20 protein-coding genes are annotated in these 22,431 nt (G+C 58.2%); 13 read left to right on the top strand and 7 right to left on the bottom strand.

The window, feature by feature from the left end; translation table 11 throughout:
- Window positions 1-10 precede the first annotated feature (10 nt).
- The 5 genes from ACWGTI_RS29950 (at window position 11) to ACWGTI_RS29930 (ending at window position 5,981) form a co-directional block, all read left to right on the top strand.
- Entirely contained in the window at window positions 11-949 is a 939-nt protein-coding gene (locus tag ACWGTI_RS29950) for an ABC transporter permease (RefSeq protein ID WP_454590365.1), read from the top strand.
- A gap of 1 nt (window position 950) precedes the next feature.
- Window positions 951-1,844, top strand: a complete 894-nt coding sequence (locus ACWGTI_RS29945; RefSeq protein ID WP_454590364.1) for an ABC transporter permease — start codon at window positions 951-953, stop codon at window positions 1,842-1,844.
- Window positions 1,845-1,867: 23 nt separating this feature from the next.
- Window positions 1,868-2,857, top strand: coding sequence for an ABC transporter ATP-binding protein (locus ACWGTI_RS29940; RefSeq protein ID WP_454590363.1), 990 nt, complete (start codon window positions 1,868-1,870; stop codon window positions 2,855-2,857).
- Window positions 2,854-3,900 (top strand): ABC transporter ATP-binding protein, encoded by a 1,047-nt coding sequence (locus ACWGTI_RS29935; RefSeq protein ID WP_454590362.1) that lies wholly within the window; start codon window positions 2,854-2,856, stop codon window positions 3,898-3,900. The genes ACWGTI_RS29940 and ACWGTI_RS29935 overlap by 4 nt, the downstream gene beginning before the upstream one ends.
- Window positions 3,901-4,226: 326 nt before the next feature.
- Entirely contained in the window at window positions 4,227-5,981 is a 1,755-nt protein-coding gene (locus tag ACWGTI_RS29930; RefSeq protein WP_454590361.1) for a CocE/NonD family hydrolase, read from the top strand.
- Between the two features lie 393 nt (window positions 5,982-6,374).
- Here the strand turns inward: ACWGTI_RS29930 and ACWGTI_RS29925 are convergent, their stop codons facing one another.
- A complete protein-coding gene (locus tag ACWGTI_RS29925) occupies window positions 6,375-7,418 on the bottom strand; it encodes a GlxA family transcriptional regulator (protein WP_454590360.1) in 1,044 nt (347 codons plus the stop codon).
- A gap of 112 nt (window positions 7,419-7,530) precedes the next feature.
- On the opposite strand from ACWGTI_RS29925, the gene ACWGTI_RS29920 reads away from it, so the two are divergent.
- On the top strand, window positions 7,531-8,628 hold the full coding sequence (locus tag ACWGTI_RS29920; RefSeq protein WP_454590359.1) for a GlxA family transcriptional regulator: 1,098 nt from the start codon (window positions 7,531-7,533) through the stop codon (window positions 8,626-8,628).
- Window positions 8,629-8,633: 5 nt separating this feature from the next.
- Here ACWGTI_RS29920 and ACWGTI_RS29915 read toward each other — a convergent pair whose 3' ends face one another.
- The 3 genes from ACWGTI_RS29915 to ACWGTI_RS29905 all read right to left on the bottom strand — a co-directional run bounded on the left by ACWGTI_RS29915 (window position 8,634) and on the right by ACWGTI_RS29905 (window position 11,399).
- A complete protein-coding gene (locus ACWGTI_RS29915) occupies window positions 8,634-9,560 on the bottom strand; it encodes a 2-hydroxyacid dehydrogenase (protein ID WP_454590358.1) in 927 nt (308 codons plus the stop codon).
- A gap of 134 nt (window positions 9,561-9,694) precedes the next feature.
- Entirely contained in the window at window positions 9,695-10,468 is a 774-nt protein-coding gene (locus ACWGTI_RS29910; protein ID WP_454590357.1) for a class II aldolase/adducin family protein, read from the bottom strand.
- 22 nt (window positions 10,469-10,490) lie between these two features.
- Window positions 10,491-11,399: an NAD(P)-dependent oxidoreductase gene (locus tag ACWGTI_RS29905; protein ID WP_454590356.1), complete on the bottom strand. Its 909-nt coding sequence runs from the start codon at window positions 11,397-11,399 to the stop codon at window positions 10,491-10,493.
- Between the two features lie 144 nt (window positions 11,400-11,543).
- On the opposite strand from ACWGTI_RS29905, the gene ACWGTI_RS29900 reads away from it, so the two are divergent.
- The 6 genes from ACWGTI_RS29900 to ACWGTI_RS29875 all read left to right on the top strand — a co-directional run bounded on the left by ACWGTI_RS29900 (window position 11,544) and on the right by ACWGTI_RS29875 (window position 17,383).
- A complete protein-coding gene (locus ACWGTI_RS29900; protein ID WP_454590355.1) occupies window positions 11,544-12,389 on the top strand; it encodes a LysR family transcriptional regulator in 846 nt (281 codons plus the stop codon).
- 27 nt (window positions 12,390-12,416) lie between these two features.
- The gene (locus ACWGTI_RS29895; protein WP_454590354.1) at window positions 12,417-13,505 is read left to right on the top strand and encodes a mandelate racemase/muconate lactonizing enzyme family protein; all 1,089 of its coding nucleotides are present in this window, start codon (window positions 12,417-12,419) and stop codon (window positions 13,503-13,505) included.
- Window positions 13,506-13,663: 158 nt separating this feature from the next.
- Window positions 13,664-14,635, top strand: a complete 972-nt coding sequence (locus ACWGTI_RS29890) for an ABC transporter substrate-binding protein (protein ID WP_454590353.1) — start codon at window positions 13,664-13,666, stop codon at window positions 14,633-14,635.
- A gap of 179 nt (window positions 14,636-14,814) precedes the next feature.
- Window positions 14,815-15,849: an ABC transporter permease gene (locus tag ACWGTI_RS29885; protein ID WP_454590352.1), complete on the top strand. Its 1,035-nt coding sequence runs from the start codon at window positions 14,815-14,817 to the stop codon at window positions 15,847-15,849.
- 2 nt (window positions 15,850-15,851) lie between these two features.
- Window positions 15,852-16,907, top strand: coding sequence for an ATP-binding cassette domain-containing protein (locus ACWGTI_RS29880; RefSeq protein WP_454590351.1), 1,056 nt, complete (start codon window positions 15,852-15,854; stop codon window positions 16,905-16,907).
- Window positions 16,908-17,038: 131 nt separating this feature from the next.
- The gene (locus ACWGTI_RS29875; protein WP_454590350.1) at window positions 17,039-17,383 is read left to right on the top strand and encodes a DMT family transporter; all 345 of its coding nucleotides are present in this window, start codon (window positions 17,039-17,041) and stop codon (window positions 17,381-17,383) included.
- A gap of 421 nt (window positions 17,384-17,804) precedes the next feature.
- Here the strand turns inward: ACWGTI_RS29875 and ACWGTI_RS29870 are convergent, their stop codons facing one another.
- From ACWGTI_RS29870 to ACWGTI_RS29860, 3 genes are read right to left on the bottom strand one after another with little or no spacing between them, the layout of a single operon-like run.
- Window positions 17,805-18,734 (bottom strand): 2-oxoglutarate and iron-dependent oxygenase domain-containing protein, encoded by a 930-nt coding sequence (locus tag ACWGTI_RS29870; RefSeq protein WP_454590349.1) that lies wholly within the window; start codon window positions 18,732-18,734, stop codon window positions 17,805-17,807.
- On the bottom strand, window positions 18,731-19,438 hold the full coding sequence (locus ACWGTI_RS29865) for a class I SAM-dependent DNA methyltransferase (protein WP_454590348.1): 708 nt from the start codon (window positions 19,436-19,438) through the stop codon (window positions 18,731-18,733). Before ACWGTI_RS29865 ends, ACWGTI_RS29870 begins: the two co-directional genes overlap by 4 nt.
- A 14-nt stretch (window positions 19,439-19,452) precedes the next feature.
- A complete protein-coding gene (locus ACWGTI_RS29860; protein WP_454590347.1) occupies window positions 19,453-20,754 on the bottom strand; it encodes an NAD(P)-dependent oxidoreductase in 1,302 nt (433 codons plus the stop codon).
- Window positions 20,755-21,261: 507 nt separating this feature from the next.
- Here ACWGTI_RS29860 and istA point away from each other — a divergent pair.
- The coding region (istA, locus tag ACWGTI_RS29855) for an IS21 family transposase (RefSeq protein ID WP_454590374.1) at window positions 21,262-22,431 on the top strand (1,170 nt) is incomplete at its 3' end.

Genomic DNA, 22,431 nt, shown 5'->3' with positions numbered 1-22,431 from the left:
CGTAGGAAATATGTGGCTATATCTCGTCAGGCGTATCGTCCTCGCGATTGCGATCATTGCGATCGCGGTGACGCTTCTGTTTCTGATGATCAGAGCAGTGCCCGGTGATCCAGCCGCGGTTCTGCTGGGACCACGAGCGACGCTCGAAATGAAGGCGCTGCTTCATCAGCAGATGGGACTCGACAAACCGCTTGTTGTGCAGATCGTCACGTTTTTCGGCGGCCTGCTCCACGGCAATCTCGGCTTCGACGTGTTCAGCCAAAGGCCTGTTGCCGACATTGTTTTCGAGCAACTGCCCTATACGATCGAACTGATCCTGGTTTCGATCGTTTGGGCGGTCGGGATAGCCGTCCCGCTCGGCTGCTACTCGGCGCTGCGGCGCAACTCCTTTGTCGACCAGCTGGCCGGGGTGGTGACGGTGGCCGCGATCGCCATTCCTTCCTTCGTGATGGCGGTTTACGCGCTGCTCGTGTTTGCCGTGACTCTGCGCTGGTTGCCAGCGATCGGAGCCGGGAATGGAGTTTCGAATGGACTTCTCTCTCTCATCCTCCCGGCGTTCGCCATCGGGATTGGCTGGGTAGGCTACATTTCCCGACTGGTTCGGGCATCTATGCTTGAGATCCTGGGCGAAAACCACGTGCGTATGGCTCGCTCCTTCGGCATCTCGGAATGGCGCATCATTGTGCGCTACGCGCTGCCGCTCGCGATCCTGCCGACCGTGACCATACTCGGGGTTGGCATCGCGTGGCTGCTTTCGTCCGCTGTCTTCATCGAGGTGGTTTTCGCGAGACCCGGCATAGGCGCGTTGATTGTAAACGCAGTCAATACACGGAACTATCCGATTGTGATGGGCGTCGTGCTCGTCACAACCTTCCTCATTGTTGCCGCCACGACGCTCTCAGATATTGCCAACGCATTGCTCGATCCGCGAATTCGGGAGAAGCTTTGACATGGTAAGCTTTGAAGCCATCCATCCTGAACCCAACGATGTGATAACTACTGGCGCCTTTCGCACCTTTTGGGGGCAATTTCGCAAAAACCGCCTGGGCATGTTTGGTGCGACGCTTGTCCTGATGGTGGTAGCGAGCGCGATCTTTGGGCCGCTCATAATCACGCATGATCCTATCCGCATTATGGTCGGACCACGCTTGGCGGGACCTTCACCAGATTTTCTTCTTGGAACCGATCAACTTGGCCGTGATACGTTCTCTCGGATCATCTTAGGCGGACGCATTCCCCTTCTTGTCGCGTTTACCTCGCTCGCGAGTTCGCTCCTCGTCGGACTCATCCTTGGCCTCACCGCAGGGTTTGGGCCGCGTTGGCTCGACAATTTGCTCCTGCTTATTTTCGATACGATCCGTTCTTTTCCAGGCACGATATTTGCTTTGGCACTGATTGCACTTTTGGGACCAAGTGTGTCCAGCGTGATCTTAGTCATCGCGATTTCGTCCATGCCAATCTATGCGCGGGTTGTGCGCACCCAAACGCAAGCCCTGCGCAACAGTGACTACATCGACGCGGAGCGAAGCATGGGCGCCGGCACGACGCGGATCCTGGCCGTGCACATGCTGCCCAATGTGATCGGTCCGCTTCTCATCCTGGTAAGCATGGACGTGCCGGCTGTCATCGCTGTGGAAGCGGGACTGAGCTTCCTCGGCATGGGAGTGCGTCCACCCACGCCCGACTGGGGAGCGATTCTCAATGACGGCTACGCCTACATCGATCAGACGGGTTGGCTGGTGTTTGCCGGCGGCATTCCAATCATCATTGCCACACTGGGTTTTACTTTCCTTGGCGAGGCATTGCGCGACATATTCGATCCCAAGTTGCGACGAGACCTATGAGACATGAGGATCTGTCCCCGCAAATGTCAGCCCATGCACTCCTCGAGATACGTAACCTTAGCCTCGATTTCGGCTCGCCACGTGGACACGTTCACGCCCTGCGCAATGTCTCGCTCGACGTGCCGACCGGACAGGTGGTTGGCATCGTTGGCGAAAGCGGATCCGGAAAATCGACGCTGGCTTACACGGTGATGGGGCTGCTTTCGGAAAATGCCGAGGTGACTGCCGGCAGCATTCTGTTCGAGGGACGCGATTTGCTCACCCTGCCTACCGAAGCACGACGAGGTCTGATGGGCGATCGCCTCTCCATGATCTTCCAGGATCCGATGACCGCACTCAATCCGGTGCGGACCATCGAGAGCCAGATGATCGATATCCAACACCACGAGCAAACAAGCCGCGGCGAAAAACGCGCTCGAGCCGTCAATATGCTCAAGCGCGTCGGAATTCCCGATCCGCAAAGCCGCATCGGCGGCTATCCGCATCAGTTCTCCGGGGGCATGCGCCAACGCGTCTGCATCGCCATGGCGCTTCTTGTAAAGCCGGCGCTCCTCGTCGCCGACGAGCCGACCACGGCGCTCGATGCAACGCTGGAAGTTCAAATCATCCATCTGCTTAAGGAGCTGCAAAGGGAGATCGGCTGCTCCATTCTGTTTGTCTCCCACCATCTCGGCGTCGTGGCCGAGCTGTGCGACCAGGTTGCAGTCATGTATGCCGGCGAGGTGGTGGAGCAGGGCGCCGTGCGCGATATCTTCCACAATCCAGGTCACCCCTACACAAAGGCGCTGCTCGAGTGCGACCCCGGACGAATCCGGGAAAGGACGCGCACTTTGCCGACAATTCCAGGCGAGGTGCCCAGTCTGCTCGGCAACAAGAAAGGGTGCATCTTCCGCCCGCGGTGTCCCCATGCTTTTGACCGCTGCATGCACGAGACCCCAGTCGAATACCCCATCGGCGCAGGTCAGGTCGCCCGGTGCCATTTGCTCGATCGGAGCCAGGTGGTCGCAGCATGAATACGCTCCTGCGCGTCCAGGACCTCCACGTCCGCTTCCGCACCATGGGTCCCCTGAAGGCGCTCGCCACGGGCACCCAAACGCCTTTCATCGACGCAGTGTGCGGGGTTTCCTTTGAAATCACCAAGGGCGAGACACTTGCCCTCGTGGGCGAAAGCGGATCGGGCAAATCCACCATCGCTCGCACGATCATCGGCCTGCAGCGGGCTGTAAGCGGCAGTATCCGGTTTGACGGGGAGGAACTTATCGGCCTCAAAGCAGCTGCCGAACGGAAGCCTCATCTGCGCCGGATAGCGATGATGTTCCAGGATCCGGTTGGCTCGCTCTCGCCACGGCTGACCGTGGAGTCTCTCCTAACGGAACCTTTCCGCATTCATGGCCTGAGCATTCGAGATCGGGGCGGCGAGGCGCAGCGCCTGCTGCGCATGGTCGGCTTGCCGGCCGATTTTGGCCGTCGCTATCCCCACCAGCTCTCTGGCGGACAGGCCAGGCGCGTCGGCGTCGCGAGAGCCCTTGCGCTCAATCCAGACCTGATCATCGCCGACGAGCCAACAGCTGGGCTCGACGTGTCCGTCCAAGGTGAGGTGCTGAACCTCTTTGCGCGCCTCCAAGGTGAGCTCGGGATTGCCATTCTGATCATTACCCATAACCTCAACGTGGTCCGCCACATGGCCGATCGGATGGCCATTATGTATCTCGGCCGCTTCATCGAGGTCGGCTCAACCGAGCACATCTTCAGCCATCCGCGTCACCCTTATACGCAAGCGTTGCTTTCGGCCAATCCAGTGCCCGATCCCGACGCCGTTCTCAATCGCATCGAAATCAAGGGTGAGGTGCCGAGCATGCTCAGAAGGCCATCCGGCTGCGAGTTCCACACCCGATGCCAATACGCGCAGGACATCTGTAGCCGCGTTTTTCCCGAAGCAGCAACCAGCAAGGACGAGGCAGGTCATAGCTTCAAATGCCACTTCCCGCTCGAGCGCGAACCCGCGATGCCGTTGGAGCAGCGACGCCTATTTTTGGCTGAATCAACTTTGAAATGACTCCTCATCCATCGCGCCTTCCAGACCATGCCCGGGGCGATGAACCGCGTGTTCGAAGGTGGTCCCTGTAGAAGCCGAAGGCCTATTTTTAGCATGCCCGAGTCCACCGTTCGGGCGTGTCGAAGCAAGATTGACGAATTGTGAGATGTGCAAGCTCATTCTCAATCCAACTTCGGGAACTCATGAAATTGAACGCTGCTCTGCGAATCCGCGGCGGCCCAGCGGCAGGCAACTAATTGGGATCGTATGCGCTGCGAGTACGACCGGATCTCTTTCTTGCTGTAGCTTTATCGGGCTGACCAATTCTGGCGTTAAAGGAGGACAACATGGACTATATCGAATCTGATGTTATTTGCGATGTATCATATACGTCTACGAGAGATGGGACGCGTATCGCATACGCTTCATATCGTCCTAAGGTCGGTCGACATCCGACCCTTTTCATCTTCTCTCCTTACGACGGCGATGCGATACCATTCGAAGACGCCAAGCCATGCCTAGACGCGGGTTATGCCGTACTCGGCGCTAACTGGCCGGCAACGGGGTGCTCTGAAGGTATTGTAGATCACTGGTTTCCGAACCGTACAATAGGGGCTTGTGGTGCCGAGATCATCGAATGGATCGCTGAGCAGCCTTGGAGCGACGGAAATGTGGGAATGGTCGGCAATTCCTATGTGGGATCGAGCCAACTCTGGGTCGCTGCCGAGAGGCCTCCTCACTTGAGGGCCATTGTTCCCTCTGCGATCTGCGATGGTTTCGAAACGATGGGCTACCTTGGCGGCATGATGCAGCCAAGTTTAGCTACTTGGGAAATCTGGACCCAACTTCAAGTTCACTCGATCGGGCTGGATCGGCGGATACGGCACGGCGATACCGAATACGTCAAAATTCGTGGTAGCGCTCGGCAGATTGTCAGGAATAAATATTTTGACGTGATGCGGGAACACCCGGCCAAAGATGCATGGTGGGATAGCGTGGATCCGGCCCGCGATGAGATTGTAGGTCAAATTAATGTACCAACAATGATCATAGGCGCTTGGCAGGATGAATGGGGCGGCGCCGCGAAAGAAGGGGCGCGTATCTTTAGTCGATTGATGCCCAAGTTGGAAAACAAACGGCTGCTTCTGGCGAATGGGGATCACAGGACCGGCTCCTTCTGGATGGGCTATCCATTCATCCGCCAAGAACAGATTCGGTTTCTAGATCGCTGGGTCAGAGGGATCAAGAATGGCATTGAGAATGAACCAGCAGTAAAGGTATTCTGGGAGGTCAGTGCGACCGAAGGCGATCCGAAGAAAGCGGTCCCAGGCTGGACAACATCTCATGCTAACTGGCCAGAGCCAGAAGTGCAACGGCGGCCTTTCTTTCTCACTGCAGATGGAACCCTTTCAAGCGTACAACCCGCCTCAACCCCTAAGGAAGGAGCGCGTTGCTATCTTTACCCCACCGGAGCCGAGCTCACCGGCAGCGATAAGCAATTTGCACTTTTGCCTTATGAATTCGGGGTGCTGAACTATCGAACCGAGGCCGCAAGCGAGGATATAACACTTCTAGGAAATCCAGAGGTGATCTTATTTCTTAGCATTGACAGCGGAGACGATGCCGATTTAGCAATCACGTTCAAAGATGTCGGTCCAGATGACACTATTCTGTTCCTCCAAGCAGGTTTGCATCGTGCGTCCTTTCGAGAGATTGACAAAGAACAGAGCAGTTATGACGAAATTTTACATTCATTCGCAACGAAAGAGCCCCTTAAGCCGAATGATATATACGAAGTAAGGACCTCTTTACTCAGCCCGATCGCTCACGTGATACGAAAGGGACATAGTCTTGAGATCACAATTGGCGCGCCCAATCCTATTCCGCACCGCTTAGTTGCTAGCATTCCGGCTGGCTCTCTCTCGATCAATCGCATTCATCATTCTGAAACGTATCCTTCAAGAATCATTTTGCCAATCCTTCCGGGCGCGACAGCACAAGCTTCAGCCCCTGCAGGCGGCACACTTCTCAATCAACCCAGCCGTAAGGAAGGCAAATTCGTCGCTGGAGGCTTTCAATTTCCTAGTCCGAGTGAATTTTGAGCCCATCTACCGACCAGACTTGGCGAGGCGAAACGCGACCGAGCAACACGTGATTCGCCTCAAACAGTCACTAGCTCGGCGCGGTGGCGGGATGCGGCTTCCTTACTCGGCGCCACTTCTCATCGGTAGCAAGCTGGGCTCGACACTTCGTCGTCACCTCGCGCTGAGAGCACAGGTATTTCAGTCTGAATACCTGTGCTCTCAGTAACCGCCGGAGGTCTGGGTTGGACTGCCACCTGACGGCTGATTTGTTAGCCGATCACAAGGCTGCAACGACACATCGACCGTAGGGGCTCGAAGAGCTCGAAGCGGCAAGCCCTCCCGAAGACGGCTTGGCTTGGCGGCATCGCCTAGTCCGGCCTGCGGGGTTCACTCCACCAAGGGGTCAATTCCTCATTCGCTTGATACCAGGGACAGCGATTCTCCGTGCTGCGACCTGAACTCTTGAGGCGACCGCAGGTAGAAGTGGCGAAAGACGCGGCTCAGATGCGAACCGTCGCAGAAGCCGCATTCTAGGGCAATGCTTGATATCGACCTGTCGGTTTTCAGCAACAGATGACGAGCGTGATCAAGCCGTATCTGCGTGTAGACCGCCTGCGGAGAGGTACCGAGTTCAGAGCGGAAGTGGCGCTCGATCAACCGCTTGCTCAAGTTGAGCTTGCCAGCTAGACGAGCGATAGTCAGCGGCACCTCGAGATGATGTTGCATCAACAGCACGGCTCGTTTCAGGATTTCGTCCCGCACGAAGACCTCGAGGCGTCCGGTTGGCTGGGCTGTCTCACCTTTCGCGGCTTCGTTGAACATCATTATCCTCAAACTTTTGGCGGCCAGGGACTTACCGAGGTGTCTGTCAACGAGAAAGGCTGCGAGATGTGCGGCGCTGGCTCCTCCCGAACAGGTCAGGCGGTCTCGATCGACGACGAAGATCTGGTCTGAAACGGCCTGTAGACCATCGAAAAGTCGCAAAAAATCCGAGTTGTGGAACCAGCTGACGCAACACCGGTAACCGTCCATCAGGCCGGCCCGGTGCAAGATGAACGAGCCAGTGCACAGCCCCACAAGCGGAACGCCTGTATTGGCTGCTTCTCGAAGATGTACATCCAAACCCGTGTCGACCATGAGGCTCACTTCATCGAGAACTCCGCCGACGACCACCAAGTAGTCAAAACGGCGGAGATCTCCAACCCTTTCATGGGGAGAAATCGCAACGCCGCAGCTCGACAGGATCGGTGACATGTCGGGCGAGATGATGCGCCACCTGCAGTTGATCGGGCGGCTCCTGTCCCCATCGTCTGCAGCAAGGCGCAGTACGTCGACGAAATTGGCGAAGGCGCCGAGCGTGAACCGATGGAGCAGAAGAAACCCGACGGACAGCGGGGCAGGGCGAATCGCGGACCTACAGGCTTCGTGCTTGGCCGATACCTCGCCCTGTCGCAAATATACTCCCATACCGACGCAATCGTCCTTTCGCCAATTTCACCGATCGCGCAAATAACGCACGCGCTGTTTATCCCGCGTCGCTATAAGAGAACACGGCTGAGAGACTGACATGGTCCATCACTGGTCCCAGGACGCCTGGGCGCCCGCTCCTGCTTACGAGCCCATAACGGTGGCGATTTATTTAGCGCCGGGTTTCGAGCTCCTGACCTTCTCATTGGTGCTGGACGTCCTGCGTCTTGCCAACCGAGCGGCCGGGCGGGAAGCATTTCGCTGGCGCACGCTTTCTCATCTCGGCGAAGCCGTGCGCGCGAGTTGCGGCATTGCTGTCGCGGCCGATGCGGATCTGGCCCAGGAACGCAGATATCTTATGCAGCCTGAACGCCCAGTGCTGGCGCTGGTCTGCGGTGATGAGCCTGACGAAGGACGTCAAACCAAAGTGCTGAGCGCGTGGCTGCGCGAATGCAGACAGCGCAAAATTGCGGCCGGCGCGTTTGGAAGCGGCGTCATCGCTTTGGCTAGGGCCGGCCTGCTCAATGACGGCAAATGCTCGGTCCATTGGGAGGCGCTGCCGGCCTTCAAGGAGCGGTTCATGCGCATTGAGGCGGCCGCCACCGTTTACGAGGTCGACAGCAATATCTGGACCTGCCCTGGCGGGACGGCATCCTTCGATATGATGGTGGAGCTTGTTAAACAGCATTGTGGTGAGCATGTCGCGGTAAGCGTGGAAGAACTCGCCGTGGCGGCCAATGTCCGCACCGGCGACGAGCGACAGCGGCTGCCGCTTATGCGCCAGCATGGCAGGCTCAACCCCAAAGTCGTGAAGCTCATAGAGTTGATGCAAAGAAATGTGGCTACCCCACTTACAATGATGGACTTAGCGGCTGCTGCTCAATTGTCGAGAAGGCAAGTCGAGCGCCTTTTCCGCAATGACCTTGGCCGCTCCCCGTGCCGTTACTTCCGAGAATTGCGATTGGAACACGCTAGGCTGCTCCTCGCGCAAACGGCGCTTCCGATCCTGGATGTTGCGATTGCCTGCGGGTTTGTGTCCGCTTCACACTTTTCAAGATGTTTCCGGGACACGCATCAGATAGCACCCCACGAGGTGCGCAGTCTCTCGGCGGTGCGTTCGAATGCGCCAATCCAAAGGTCCGAAGCAGATCCATCTGGCGCGACGCTTTCGCCACGTGACAGCTTGGCGGGATACTAGGAGGGTCAATAGCCTTCTTGCCGGTTGAAAAGTGGGAAGACTTCGAGCCCGCACTCAAGCCGGCGCACATTGTCGGCGATCACGGCAACTGCACTCGACGCAAATGTTGCCCCGGACATATGCGGCGTGACGTACACCTTGGGATGGGACCAGTAGCGATGCTCGACAGGGAGGGGCTCCTGGGCGAATGCATCTAACGCGGCGCCGGCAAGGTGACCCCGGTCGAGGACATCCAGCAGTGCTTCATCATGGACAACCGCTCCACGGCTGATGTTGATGAAAAACCCACCTCGGCGCATCGCCGAGAAAAGCTTTGCATCGAGGAAGTGCCGCGTCTGCGGAGAGAGAGGGAGGGCGTTGATAATCACGTCATTGCGGCTGAGGAACTCAGGAAGGAATTCCGAACTGTAATAACACTCGATTCCCTCGATCTGCCGGTTGCTGCGGTCCCATCCGCTCACGGTGTATCCGAAATCGCGAAGGCGGCTGGCGACTTCCGTCCCGATGCGGCCTAGACCGAGCACACCGGCACGAAGCTCTCTCGTCGGAACGATTTGCTTACGCTGCCAGATGCGCTCCTTCTGTTGCGATCGGTAATCCGCATACCGCCTGTGAAAAGTCAGCACCCAATAGAGCACATGAGCTGCCATGTCGCGGGCCACGGCCGGGTCAGCGAGCAGGATCACAGGAACGTCGGGCAAGCTTGTGTCTGCGACGAAATGCTCGGCGCCGGCGCCGAGCGAGAAGATCGCTTTAAGATTGGGATAGCGGATTAGGTCGCCGGGCGGATGGTTCCAAACCATCGCATAGACAACCTCATAAGGATCTATTGGCTCACCGAACACTTTGACCGGCAATTCAGGAAGCTGACGGCTGATTTCCCGGCGCCAGCTTTCATTATCGTAGCCATGGTTGTTCAACAGGATGGTCATGGAGTTGGGTGGCCCGCTTGAGGAAGATTGGCTCGCGCGGATGGGACGGATGGCCGTCAGCTTCCGTGCGAACCCGCAGACGAGTGGGACTAGGAAACCCCGGCTAGCGTCGGTCGAGGTTTCCCAAATGTCTTTCAGTTCCGATACGAGGGATCGATGCGATCACACTGGCGCAACAGCGCCGGCCATTCATATTTTCCAAGCGGGAAATCGTCGTATTGACGATGCGCAAGCCGCCAGATTTCCGCGCTGCTCTTGTCGAGCTTCAGCCCCGTGGAATAGGCATCGATCAAAACCCGGCAGGCACGGACGGTGTAGTAAAGGTTCATGAAGGCCTCACCGGCCGTAGCACCTACCGCGAGAAACCCATGGTTTTTCATGATAAGGCATTTTTTGCCTTCGATGTTCTTGGCGAGGCGATCCCGTTCCTCCAGCGTCAGAGACAGTCCTTCCCAGTCATGATAACCGATGTCGCCCCAAAGCATTGAGCCGTCCTGGGTCAGGAACTCAAGGCCATCCTGCAGCGCCGTGATGGCCAGGCCCGCCGGCGCGTGGCTGTGGAAGACGACCTTCATGTCGTGGTGAGTGTTGTGAATTGCTGAATGGATAACGAAACCAGCGGTATTGACGTCCGCAGGGCCGTAGAGAACCTTGCCGTTTTCGTCGACCTTGATCAGGTTGGACGCGGTGACCTCATTGTACAGCAAGCCGAAGCGGTTCAGCAGGAACTGGTGGTCGGTGCCTGGGACACGCATCGTGATGTGGTTCCAGATCAGGTCGTCATAGCCGTAAATATTCGCCAGACGGTACAGGGCAGCAAGATCAACCCGCGCTTCCCACTCTTCCTTGGAGACGTTCGCATGGCCGCCCTGGACGCTGAAGTCCTCGGCTTTCATCTCATGTGCCATTGTTTGTCCTTTCGTGTTATTGTCAGATGGAGCGGAGGAATGTGCCGTTCTGCTCTTCCAAGAGCTTCACGGCCATGAGGTGGTTCTGCTCAAAACCATACTGGTCGACGGCTTTTTTGTAGATTGCCTCGACCTGTTCGCACATGGGCAACGTGGCGCCGATCGACCCAGCCAGCTCCAGGGTCAGGACCAAGTCTTTGTGTGCAAGGCCAAGCGCAAAGCCGGGATCGTAGCTTCCGTCAAGAATAGCCGGACCATATCGGTCCGCGACATAGCTCGCTCCGGTGCTGCCTTGAATGATTCCAAGCATCGTCGCGGCAGGAACCCCGCCCATCACTCCCAGCATCAGGGCTTCACTCAGCGCGACCGAATTCAGGTAGCAAAGCACGACTTGCGAAATCTTGGCCACGTAGCCGGCCCCATGGGGACCAAGATGCATGATCCTGTTGCCAATCTTTTCGAGAACTGGCTTGCACCGCGCAAACACATGCTTGTCGCCGCCGACCATGATCATCAGGGTTCCGGCAGCTGCTCCTTCAATCCCGCCACTAACCGGTGCATCTAGAAACGCAATCTCCCGATCGGCGGCAGCGGCGCGGATGCGTCGCTCGCACTCCAGATTGTTGGTTGAAAGGTCGATCCAGACGGCCGCCTTCGGCAACCCGGCGAGAATGCCCTGTTCCGACAACGCCACGGCCTCGATGATCTTCGGGTTTGGCAGCGATGTGAAGGCTATGTCAGCTCCGGTAGCCGCCTCCGCAGCGGTGGGGGCAGACGAGATTGCGCGGTTGCCGGCCACTGCGCCAGTCGCCCGCACGGCTGCGACCTTATTTGGGTCCAGATCGAACAGCGCAAGCTCGTACCCGGCGCGCGCCAGATTGCTAGCCATTGGCCCGCCCATGTTGCCCAACCCGATGAATGCAATCCGCATGAATGTCTCCGTTGGCCAGCCAGAGTTTTGCTCCGGCACGCAGGCGCTTTTCTATCGCTCACTCTTTCTCACTCTGGTTGACGTGGCAAACGAATATAATTACCGACTCATATCGAGGAATTCGATTTAACGGAGTTTCCTTTCTTGAACATCGAGCACATCAAGGCTTTTTTGGAAGTCGCCACGACAGGCAGCTTCCAGCACGCCGCCGACCAACTCAATGTCACCCAGTCGACCATCAGCGCACGGATAAAGGCGCTTGAACGGAGGCTGAACCGCCAGCTGTTTCACCGCAAGCGCAACGGAGTAGCGCTGACGACCGGCGGTCATCAGTTCCACTCAAGCGCAGTGAATATCGTGCGTGCCTGGGAGCGGGGTCAGCAAGTTGCCACGCTGCCGGAAGGCCTGAATGCTTTCGTGACCCTAGGCGTTGAGGATAATCACTGGCCCCGCGTCGTGCCGGGCTGGTTAGAACGGATGGCCAAGGCCATACCGGATGGCGTCGCAAGCGCGCTCAGTGAGCACTCTGATATTCTCATGGAGAAACTGCGAGCCGGACTGCTTGACATTGCCGTGCTCTATGACCCGCGTCACTGCGCGGAGGCGCGGATCCAGCCACTCAGCAGCGAAGAACTCGTGATGGTGTCGACCAAACCACGTGCCGTTCAAAGCGGGGTTGTTCCAGGCTACGTGTTAGTGGATTGGGGTGAGACGTTTCGAGCCCAGCACAGTATGCATTTCCCCGGCGTTTTTAGCCACAAGTTGACGATCCGAAATTCCGCAGTAGCCATGGATCATATCCTAGCTAACGGCGGCTCGGGGTACTTCCTGGCCGAGTCCGTGGCGCCTCAGGTCAAGTCCGGCCGCCTACATGTGGTCGAGGGGGCGCCGCGTTTTCAACGAACAGTCTTTGTCGCCGTTCGTATTGACGTCATTGCGCCGGAATTTATCGAAACCGCTGTGCAAGCCTTGCGCGATACGATCGCCTGAATTCCGGGCCAAAGCCAGAGAGAAGACATGAAAATCACCGCGTTGAAGACCCGACTGACGGACGTGCCTTTTGCCAAGCCAATCACCACGGCTATTCACAATATGCGCTCCGTCGGATGCCTGCTCGTCTATCTGGAAACCGATGTAGGGCTGGTGGGCCAGAGTTATATCTTCACATTGAATGCGGTCCGGCTTAAAGCCTTCGACGAGATGGTTCGGGGCTTCTCTCATCGCCTTGTGGGCCAGGACCCCCACTATGTGACGGCCATCAATTCGGCGATCTGGTCCGAAATTAACCCGACCGGTTATGCCGGCGTTACGATCTCGGCGCTCTCCGCGCTTGACACGGCCTGCTGGGATCTGATCGGCAAAGGCGCGGACCGACCGCTCCATCATCTGTTCGGAGCCTGCAGGGATCGCATCCGCACATACGCCAGCGGCGGGCTCTGGTTATCCCAGAGCATCGACGAGCTGGTTGATGAAGCGACGACCTTCCTGAACCAGGGTTTCAGGGCGATGAAGGTCCGGGTCGGCAATGCCGATCCGCGAAAGGATTTCGAGCGCGTCAAGGCGGTGCGGGAGGCGGTCGGATCCTCCATCGAAATCCTGACGGACGCCAACCAGGCGCTCACGCCGAAGCAGGCGATCCGCCTTGGCAGGATGCTCGAGGAGCTCGACGTGGCCTGGATCGAGGAGCCGGTATCTGTCCATGACCTCGTGGGCCAGGCCGAAGTCCGCAACGCGCTCGACATGGCGATCGCTTCGGGTGAGACGGAGTGGACACGCTTTGGCATCCGCAACACGATCGAAGCGCGCGCCGCCGATGTGTTGATGCCAGACCTCCAGAGGATTGGCGGGCTCACCGAAATGCGCCGGGTGGCGGGCTTGGCGGAAGCGTACTGCCTGCCGATTTCCACCCATATTTTCACGGAGCACAGCCTTTGCATTGCCGGTTCAGCCGCCAATTGCATCTCCGTCGAGCATATGCCGTGGTACGCTCCACTGTTCCGCGAAGAGATGGAGATCGTGGATGGCGACATCCTCATTCCCAATCGTCCCGGGACAGGTTTCACCTTCGACGCGGCCGCCGTCACCCGCTTTGCAATCGATCGATAAGAGTCCTTGAGCATCGAAAAAGTCGATGTCAGCATCGAATTATATTCGTTAGTTAAATATTCGGCAATCCTGTAATTCCTCACGTGGGGAACCGCCCGGTAGGCTCTGGCTGGCCGCGGGACAATCGCCTGGAATGGAAAACCAACAGGAGAAGAACAATGCTCTCACGCACGTTTAAACTCACCGCCGCTGCGTTCACCGCAACGCTCGCCGCGACCGCGGCCGAAGCGAAATGCGGTGATGTCACGATCACCGAGATGAACTGGGCCTCGGGCTCGATCGTTACCGCCGTCTCCAAGTTCCTCATGGAGCAGGGATACGGCTGCAAGGTAACGGTGGTGCCATCGGCTACGGCCACGGCAGTGACCTCTGTCGCAGAGACCGGCCGCCCCGACATCGTCACCGAACTCTGGCTCAATGGCGCGCCGGCTTATCCAGGATTGGTGGCCGCCGGCAAAGTTAAGACGTTGGGCCATGTCCTGACCCCCGGCGGCATTGATGCATGGTGGGTCCCGCAATACCTGGTGGACGAACATCCGGAACTTGCGAAGATCGAAGGCATTCTGGCGCATCCCGACTGGGTAGGCGGCAAATTCCATAATTGCCCCGAAGGCTGGGGTTGTAAGATCACCAACGACCATTTGGCGGAAGCCTTCGATCTGAAAGGCCACGGCATCGAAGTTTTCAATCACGGCTCCGGAGAGACGCTGGCAGCGGCGATAGCTGCCGCGAATGAGAACAAGCAGCCTTGGTTCGGTTACTATTGGGGTCCGACGTCCGTTCTCGGCAAGTACAAGATGGTCAAGGTCGACATTGGCCGGTACGTGCCTGAGATCCACGCTTGCAACGCGGTCGAAACCTGCAAGACACCCGGTAAGTCGGCTTATCCGCCGGCAGAGGTGGTGACGGCAGCGACGACGGATTTCGAGAAGCGTGAGCCGGAAATTGCTGCCCTGATGTCAAAGGTCAGCTTCACCAACGAGCAGATGAGCGAGACTCTGGCCTGGCAAGATACCAAGAAGGCTTCAGCCGATGAATCTGCGGTCCACTTCCTGACCACCTACAAGACGGTGTGGGCAGACTGGCTCAACCCCGAGGCAAAGGAAAAGCTTTCAGCGGTCCTGAAGTGAGAGCCAAGCTCTCACTTCTAAGGGCGGCTCCGCACGGCTCTGCGGCCCTAACGGCCGACGTGGTAACGGGCGAATGCTCGGCGGCACCTCCAGCACCGTCGACAAGCAACTCTCCATCATTACCGGTGGCCGCGCCCTGATGGGCGGGGCTGCCGGATAGCGGCGATTCAGGGCTAGCCATGGCAGCGTACGAAAAAGCTTTTGAGGCGTTGGGACTGCGGTCCTGGTGTGACGCCGGCGCCACCGGCGGTCCCATGTCGATGGACGATCTTTTAGCCAAGGCCGGGGCCTTGGGAAGCGACCAAGGCGAATCTTTCCCGTTCCCATCCCTCGACGTCCTCCATAAGGCCTGCGGCGCCATCCCGCGCACCCGCGACATGACAGCCGGGCTGGAACGCCTGTTCCTTGATGTGAAAGACCCCGTGAAAGTCGTTCTGGACCCGGTTACGCAGCCATTGAGTTGGGCGCTGCGCAACGCCATCGATCTGATGCAGTCACTTCCGTGGTGGGCCGCGATCCTGATCCTCGTCGCCATCGCTCATTTCGCCGGACGTCGCATCGGGGTGACGATCTTCGTGCTGGTGGCGTTCCTGGCCTTGGCATTCATCGACCATTTTGGTTACGCCATGCAGACGCTCGCCATCATCGTGGTCTGTACGTTCATCTGCGTGCTGTTTGGAGTGCCGATCGGCATTGCGATGTCACACAGCAACAGGTTGGAGCGCTGGCTAACGCCTGTTCTCGACCTGCTGCAGACGCTGCCGACCTTCGTCTACCTTATCCCGCTGATCTTCCTGTTCAGCGTCACGGAGCCCAAACTCTACGGAATCGCGATCATTCTGTACGCGATCGTGCCGTCGATCAGACTCACGAACCTCGGCATCCGGTTGGTCGACCGGGACATCCTGGAGGCGGGAGAAGCGTTCGGCATGACCGCTTGGCAAAAGCTCTACCGCGCCCAACTGCCCCTCGCGCTCCCGAACATCATGGCCGGCATCAACCAGACGATCATGTTGTCGCTATCGATGGTCGTCATCGCTTCGCTGGTGTCCGCGCCTGGCCTTGGAACCCTGGTCCTGCGCGGCATCAACAAACTCGAACTCGGCGTAGGCCTTGTCGCGGGCCTCGGCATTGTCCTCCTGGCCATTGTTCTCGACCGGGTAAGCAGGGCTGCCCTCCAGCGCGTCAACAAGATGCACCAGTCGCGGACATGAGCATGACCGAGAGCTTCGTATCCATCCGCCACCTGTACAAGATCTTCGGCAACAACGCGCCAGCCATGGTGTCCTACGCGATGGCTGGGATGCACAAAAAAGACATGCTGCAAACCCATGGCCATGTGCTTGGGCTGCGCGACATCAACGTCGAGATAAAAAAAGGCGAGATCACGGTGATCATGGGGCTATCAGGCTCCGGAAAATCGACCCTGATCCGTCACCTCAACCGCCTCGTCGACCCCACAGCGGGTGAGGTTATCGTTAATGGTACAGACATCATGAAGCTCGACCGTTACAGGCTCCAGCAGCTGCGCCGGACCCAGATGTCGATGGTCTTTCAAAAGTTTGCGTTGCTTCCGCATGAGACGGTGCTGCGAAACGCCGGCATGCCATGCTCGGTCCGCGGCGATGGGAGGGTCAGGACCGACGAAACGGCTCGTAAATGGCTGAACAGGGTCGGCCTTGCCGGCTCGGAGGCGCTCTATCCCCACCAACTCTCGGGGGGCATGCAGCAGCGCGTCGGCCTCGCCCGCGCTCTGACGTCGAACTCCGAGCTCATGCTCATGGACGAAGCCTATTCAGCGCTGGACCCGCTCATCCGGTCAAGCATGCAGGACCTCCTCCTCGAACTGCAGAAGGACCTCCAGAAGACGGTCGTGTTCATCACACATGACCTCGATGAGGCTCTCAAGCTTGCGGACCATCTGGTGATCCTGAAGGACGGCGAAATCGTGCAACAGGGGGAGCCGCAGTACATCCTCCTCAACCCGGCCGACCCTTACATTGAAGACTTCGTCAGCGATATCAATCGTGCACGCGTCCTTCGCGTCCGATCAGTAATGGAGAAGACGATCACGGAGGACGATGGCTATGAGGTCCTCGATGGCGACGAGACCCTGGAGCGGGCGATTCTGCGATCCCAGGGAGCTGCTGACAAATTCTTTGCAGTGCACTCGGACGGAGCCCGGGTGGGCACGCTCAGGATGACGGACGTTCTGAAAGCGCTTGTACCCACAGCCTCGACCCGGGCGGAAGCACAGCAACGCATAGGTTAGGACCATGACAATGGGATTCCCATGGCGCTCGTCAACCGAATGGACCTCACTGTTGCCGCACAAGTGCGGTACGCCTTGGCTGCGCAGCCTTCTGCAGAGGCTTTTTAGGCGTCGCTCAGGAAAGTGACTTCATGAGCCCTCTGGTCATAGCTTACGGCGCTCTGTTGTTGGGCATTGTGTCTGAAGTCATCGGTTCATCTCTGTTGCCCGAAACACAGCAATTCACGAAGCTTGGACCTACTGCAGCTGTTATCGCCAGCTTCATCGTCGCGCTGTTCTTTCTCTCCCATGCCCTCAAATTGATACCCCTCGGTGTCACATACGCAATCTGGTGCGGCGTCGGCATGGTGCTGACAACTTTGGTCAGCATTCATGTCTATAGGTCGCCGCTTGACCTGTCTGCGATATTGGGAATCAGCCTGATTATTTGCGGCGTCGTCGTGATCAACGTTTTCTCCAAAACTGTTGCTCACTGATAGCGAGTTTCGTTGGTCGCCTGGGCGGTCGAGCGCGTTTTGGAAATCGACCGAATTCGCGGTCACCGTGCGAAGGCGTCGAGGAAAGCGCGCTGATTGGCCGGCAGCAGATACGGATTCACTGCCAACGGTTCGGAAAGTCGATCGCGGTAGATCGACCATTTGGTCGCTGGCGTGCGAGGATCTGAAAGACCGATTAGAAGACGGACTGGCAGCCGAATGGGCTGCAGCCACGACGACGATTGCGCCCGAATTAGGTGCAGCACGCTAGCTCGCGCAGCGTGGTACTACCGATCCGGCATAGGCCGCGAATGCGGCCTATGCCGATGAGATGCGCGAGCGGTATTTTCGCGCTGCCAAACTTGAGCGGTGCGTCGTCACCGTATCTGCCCACGCTTGACGGTTGACAAAGCCGAACGACCTACTGCAACTCTCGCGCTCGCCCGGCGCCATTCCCGGTTTCCCAGATCGAGTCGAAGTTGCGTAACATCACTTCCGCGACGCTGAAGGTGTGTTTCCCTTGCCGGGAAGTCAGGCGAGCGTCGATGTCGGGATATATAAAGAAAGGAAGGGAAATTCGTTCGGCTGGACCGGTGTGCACAACCTGATGGGGCGTGCTCTTGAATCGGTCATCGCTCAAAGCTTGAAGCATGTCGCCCAGATTGACAACGAGACTGTCGGGCAAGCTCGGCGCCGGCACCCAGCGTCCCCCGAACCACACCTGCAAGGAGCGCGTGGGGAGTTCCTCCTGCAGCAGGAGGGTGAAGAACCCATTGTCGGTATGCTTTCCGGCCGTGCCGCCTGTAGATGGATATCGGATCACGCGTTGCAGGACGGTCGGCGGGTTGAAATTGCGTCGGAACCAGCCCTCCTCCATATCGATCAGGTCGGCCAGCGCAGTGCCGAGCTGCGGCACAACCTCGTTGACCACGGTTGCCTGCAAAGCAAGCAGGCTTCGAGCGAAACCAGGAGCCACCCCGTCATCCGGAAGGCGTGTACGACCAGAAAACGGACGTCGGTCACCTTCGTTCTCGATACCGAGGTCGAACATCTCCTTCGGATCGGGGCCGGCGTCGGGATGTAGCACCTCGCCGTGCAAAGGACTGTATCCACGAGCGGTCGGGGGATACACATATTGGGCGGCGTGACCGAAACGTTCCTTTGTCGGCTGTGGCAACGCGAAGAACCGCCGGGAAGCCTGGATCGCTTCTGAGATCTGTTCTTTCGGGATTCCGTGCTCAAGATAGAAGAATCCGTACTCTTCGCAGGCCAGGCGCAAGTTCTCGCGCTCTTCGTTTCGCGTTGCGTCGGCGGCCAGTTTCGCTAGCGAGATTTGCGGTAGCGTATTCATAGCTGCTTCTCCGTTGGTGCTGTGGCCTTATCGGGGACTTGGAAGACCCAGTAATGTGCGCCCTCCTCCGCGATGTATCTGCCGTCGTTTAGACATTGTGTCGTCACAAGCACGCCCGCATCCCGGAGACGCCGCACTTCGTCTTCAAAGGAAGTGGTCTCTGCATAGCTCTTGCGGGTGCTTGCGATGATGAATCCGTTGGGGCGGGTCACGCGAGCCAGTTCGCGCAGTGCGTCAGGTCGGATGTGACCGAGCGTGAAGACGCCGCAGCAGACCGTAATATCGTAGGTCGCACCAGAGTAGTCGGAGAGCGGCCCGTTAAGGTCGACATGGCCTTGGACATGTCGGTATACGCGAGTTTCCCAGGCCTCTTTGGCCATCTCCTCAGAGAGGTCGATCCCATCTATCAGCTGGAAGCCTAGGCGTTTCAGTTCCACGCCGACGAGACCTGTTCCGCACCCAGCGTCCAGGATTTCGATGGCTGCTCGCTTATTGGCCAAATACGCTGTCTGCACGGTGCCTGCCAATTCCGCAACGACCGTCGGCCCGCAGTATCCATCGCGCCCGACATCCAACTCGTAGGAACTAGCCCATCCGCCATAGAAGTGAGTCAAGCGATCGACGTCGCCGTTGAGGGCATGGGATTCCTTGATGCGTTGGCGTGCGGCTCGCTCCAGTGCGGTCCTTTGATCGAGGTTGTTCACCACAGTTCCTCCATTTAGGGGCAGATGAGATGCGGCATCGTCGTCGGCGGCGCAATGGCACCGGCTAGATCTACAGTCCGCTCGCTGCTGTATTGATGAGCATGACTATCCGACCATGCGGAGGCGCCTACGCTCCAGGTGATAACGTCGTAGATCATGGCATCGTTCAGACCCATGCCGCGCCCAAGATCAAACGCCTCGTGAAGGATCAGGCGATTGACGTGAGTGAGTTCGCCGACCAACGACTCGAGCAAGCATATTTGGATGTCGCTGAGGGGGACGTCGTCGAGCGGAAACACATGCTCGCGCTTCGGTTTGATCCGTCCTACGGGATCGGTTAGGAATTCTTGGTCTGGCGAATGCGCGGGATCGGCACCGTACTTGGATGGCGCGCGATAACCCGGCACTTGCAATCGAACGCCGAAGACCACCTCCTCCAACTCGACAACTCGCAGATGGCTGTCGGATCGATCGAACTTCCGTCCCGCCTCGCTATAGCGCTCTTCGACCGCGCGCCCGATCGGCAGTCCCACGCCGAGTTCGTCGGCCAGTTGGACGGTCAAGCCCATATCCTTGACCGTGATCTCCAGAGTGCAAGAGCGATCGTAGCTGCCATCCAGGAGAAACGGCACGAACTGTTCGATTGCAACGGAGTTCGCGGACGAGGCCACAAACTTGCGCCACGCTTGCTGCGCTGGAATACCCTCTCGCACGCTTTGGCAGAGTGCGTGGCCGCTCGCAACGGCTGCAGCGTAAAAGAGTAGGTTCGTCAGTAGTTTGACTGACTGGCCCTGACCGATGTCTCCGACATGGAAGGAGATGGCTCCCATAGTTTGTAACACCGTCTCGCAACGCCCATAGGCCTCCGATGGCCCGCCGACGAAGAAGCTGACATTGGCGAAATCGACCCCCATGTGGGACAAGTTGCTTACGGGCGCTTCTAGTGAATGCACGTCAATTGCTGCGGCCCGTCGGCCGATCTCGATCGTATTGTGGTAGTCGGTGGTGGACGTATCAATCCATACGCTCCCCGGTGCCATACCGGCCAAAGCGCCTTGCTCGCCCGTCATGTTGTCAAAGACGTCGTGCGGCAGCGGCAGGCAGGTGATGAGAATTTCGCAATCGCGGGCCGCGTCGCGCGGTGCGTCATGCCACCGGGCTCCCTTTTCCAGCACGTGTTTCGCAGCCGCAGGATCGATGTCGTAGACGTCCACTTGATAGCCGGCTTCCAGGAGCTTGGCGATCATCGGTCGCCCCATCCTGCCGGTACCGATGAATCCGATGCGTTCGGCGTTGCCGAAATGAGTTGAGCGCACGGTGCCTCCAGTCTCTACAATGCACTAACTTTCATGGGTAAAGTCATGTCTGGTGCCTGGATGCGACTTCACTTTCACTGATCAGTGGAATAAAGACTTTATTTCCGCCGGCATCAAGGCGATATGTGTTAAAATTATGTAAACTATTATTGCGCATTTCACTGCTATTTATCATCTATATTTGGCACGATACAGCTGCACGGGCTTGGCTGGGGTGCCAAGCGGCTGGCGCGTGAGTTCGGATGCGCGCGCAAAACGGTGCGACATATCTTCGTCAAGGCGGGCCGGCGCCCTTTCCGGCAGCCGGCATGGCGATAGGCGCTGGACGAACTGGATCGGTGGCTGCGTGAGCGGTTCTCAGGCATGGTGGCAACACCGATGTCATCCGGCAGGAGTGTTGATTGCCACTGAGAACTGACCCGGCGACACAGGATATTTCCACCGAGAATTGACCCATGTTTGAACCTTGCCCTGCGTGTTTTCAGCGGGGACTACGGAGTGATCGACATGGCATTATTGAGCGTGATCCGACGCTGGCATTTTCGAGAGCATTTATCGATCCGGGAGATTAGCCGCAGGACCGGCCTGTCTCGCAATACGATCCGCAAATACCTGCGGGTGGGCGGCGTGGAGCCGAAGTTCAAGGCTCCCGAGCGGCCGAGCAAGCTTGACGCATTTGCCGACCGTTTGTCGGCCTGGCTGAGGACGGAAGCCAAAAAGAACCGCAAACAGAAACGCACGATGAAGCAGCTTCATGCCGATCTGCTGAGCCTCGGCTATGAGGGGTCTTACGGTCGTGTTGCTGCTTTCGCCCGGGAGTGGAAGGCTGACCTGCAGAGGGAATTACACACCTCGGGGCGTGGGACATTCGTGCCGCTTGCGTTCGATCCGGGTGAAGCGTTCCAGTTCGATTGGTCGGAAGATTGGGCGATCATCGGCAATGAGCGAACCAAGTTGCAGGTGGCGCATACCAAACTCAGCTACTCCAGAGCCTTCATCGTCCGGGCCTATCTGTTGCAGACGCATGAGATGCTGTTCGACGCCCATAACCATGCTTTCCGTGTCTTTGGCGGCGTTCCCCGGCGCGGCATCTACGACAATATGCGGACAGCGATCGACAAGGTCGGACGCGGCAAGGAGCGCGATGTCAATGTCCGCTTCATGGCAATGGCCAGCCACTATCTCTTCGAGCCTGAGTTCTGCAATCCGGCGTCTGGCTGGGAGAAGGGACAGGTCGAGAAGAACGTGCAGGATGCGCGTCACCGGTTCTTTCAACCGATTCCACGCTTTCCATCACTGGAAGCCCTGAACGACTGGCTGGAGCTTCGATGCAAGGAGTTTTGGCACAAGATCCCGCATGGCAAAATGCGCGGCACCATTGCCGATATCTGGGCTGAGGAAGCCCAGGCTCTCATGCCGGCGTCCCGTCTCTTCGACGGCTTTGTCGAATACACCAAGCGGGTCACCCCGACCTGCCTCGTGCATCTGGAGCGCAACCGCTACAGCGTGCCGGCGTCCTTTGCCAATCGGCCCGTGAGCCTTCGGGTCTATCCGGATCGTGTCGTGGTTGCCGCGGAAGGTTTGATCATCTGCGAGCATCGCCCACATGTCTGCCACCTCCGTAAAATGGCCTCGGGATCCAGGCCGACCGTCGCCGGCACCCGGCCTCACCAACCG

The sequence above is a fragment of the Mesorhizobium sp. ArgA1 genome (assembly GCF_053714375.1).
The sequence above is the reverse complement of the archived record's forward strand: the minus strand, read 5'-3'. Positions and strand labels throughout refer to the sequence as shown.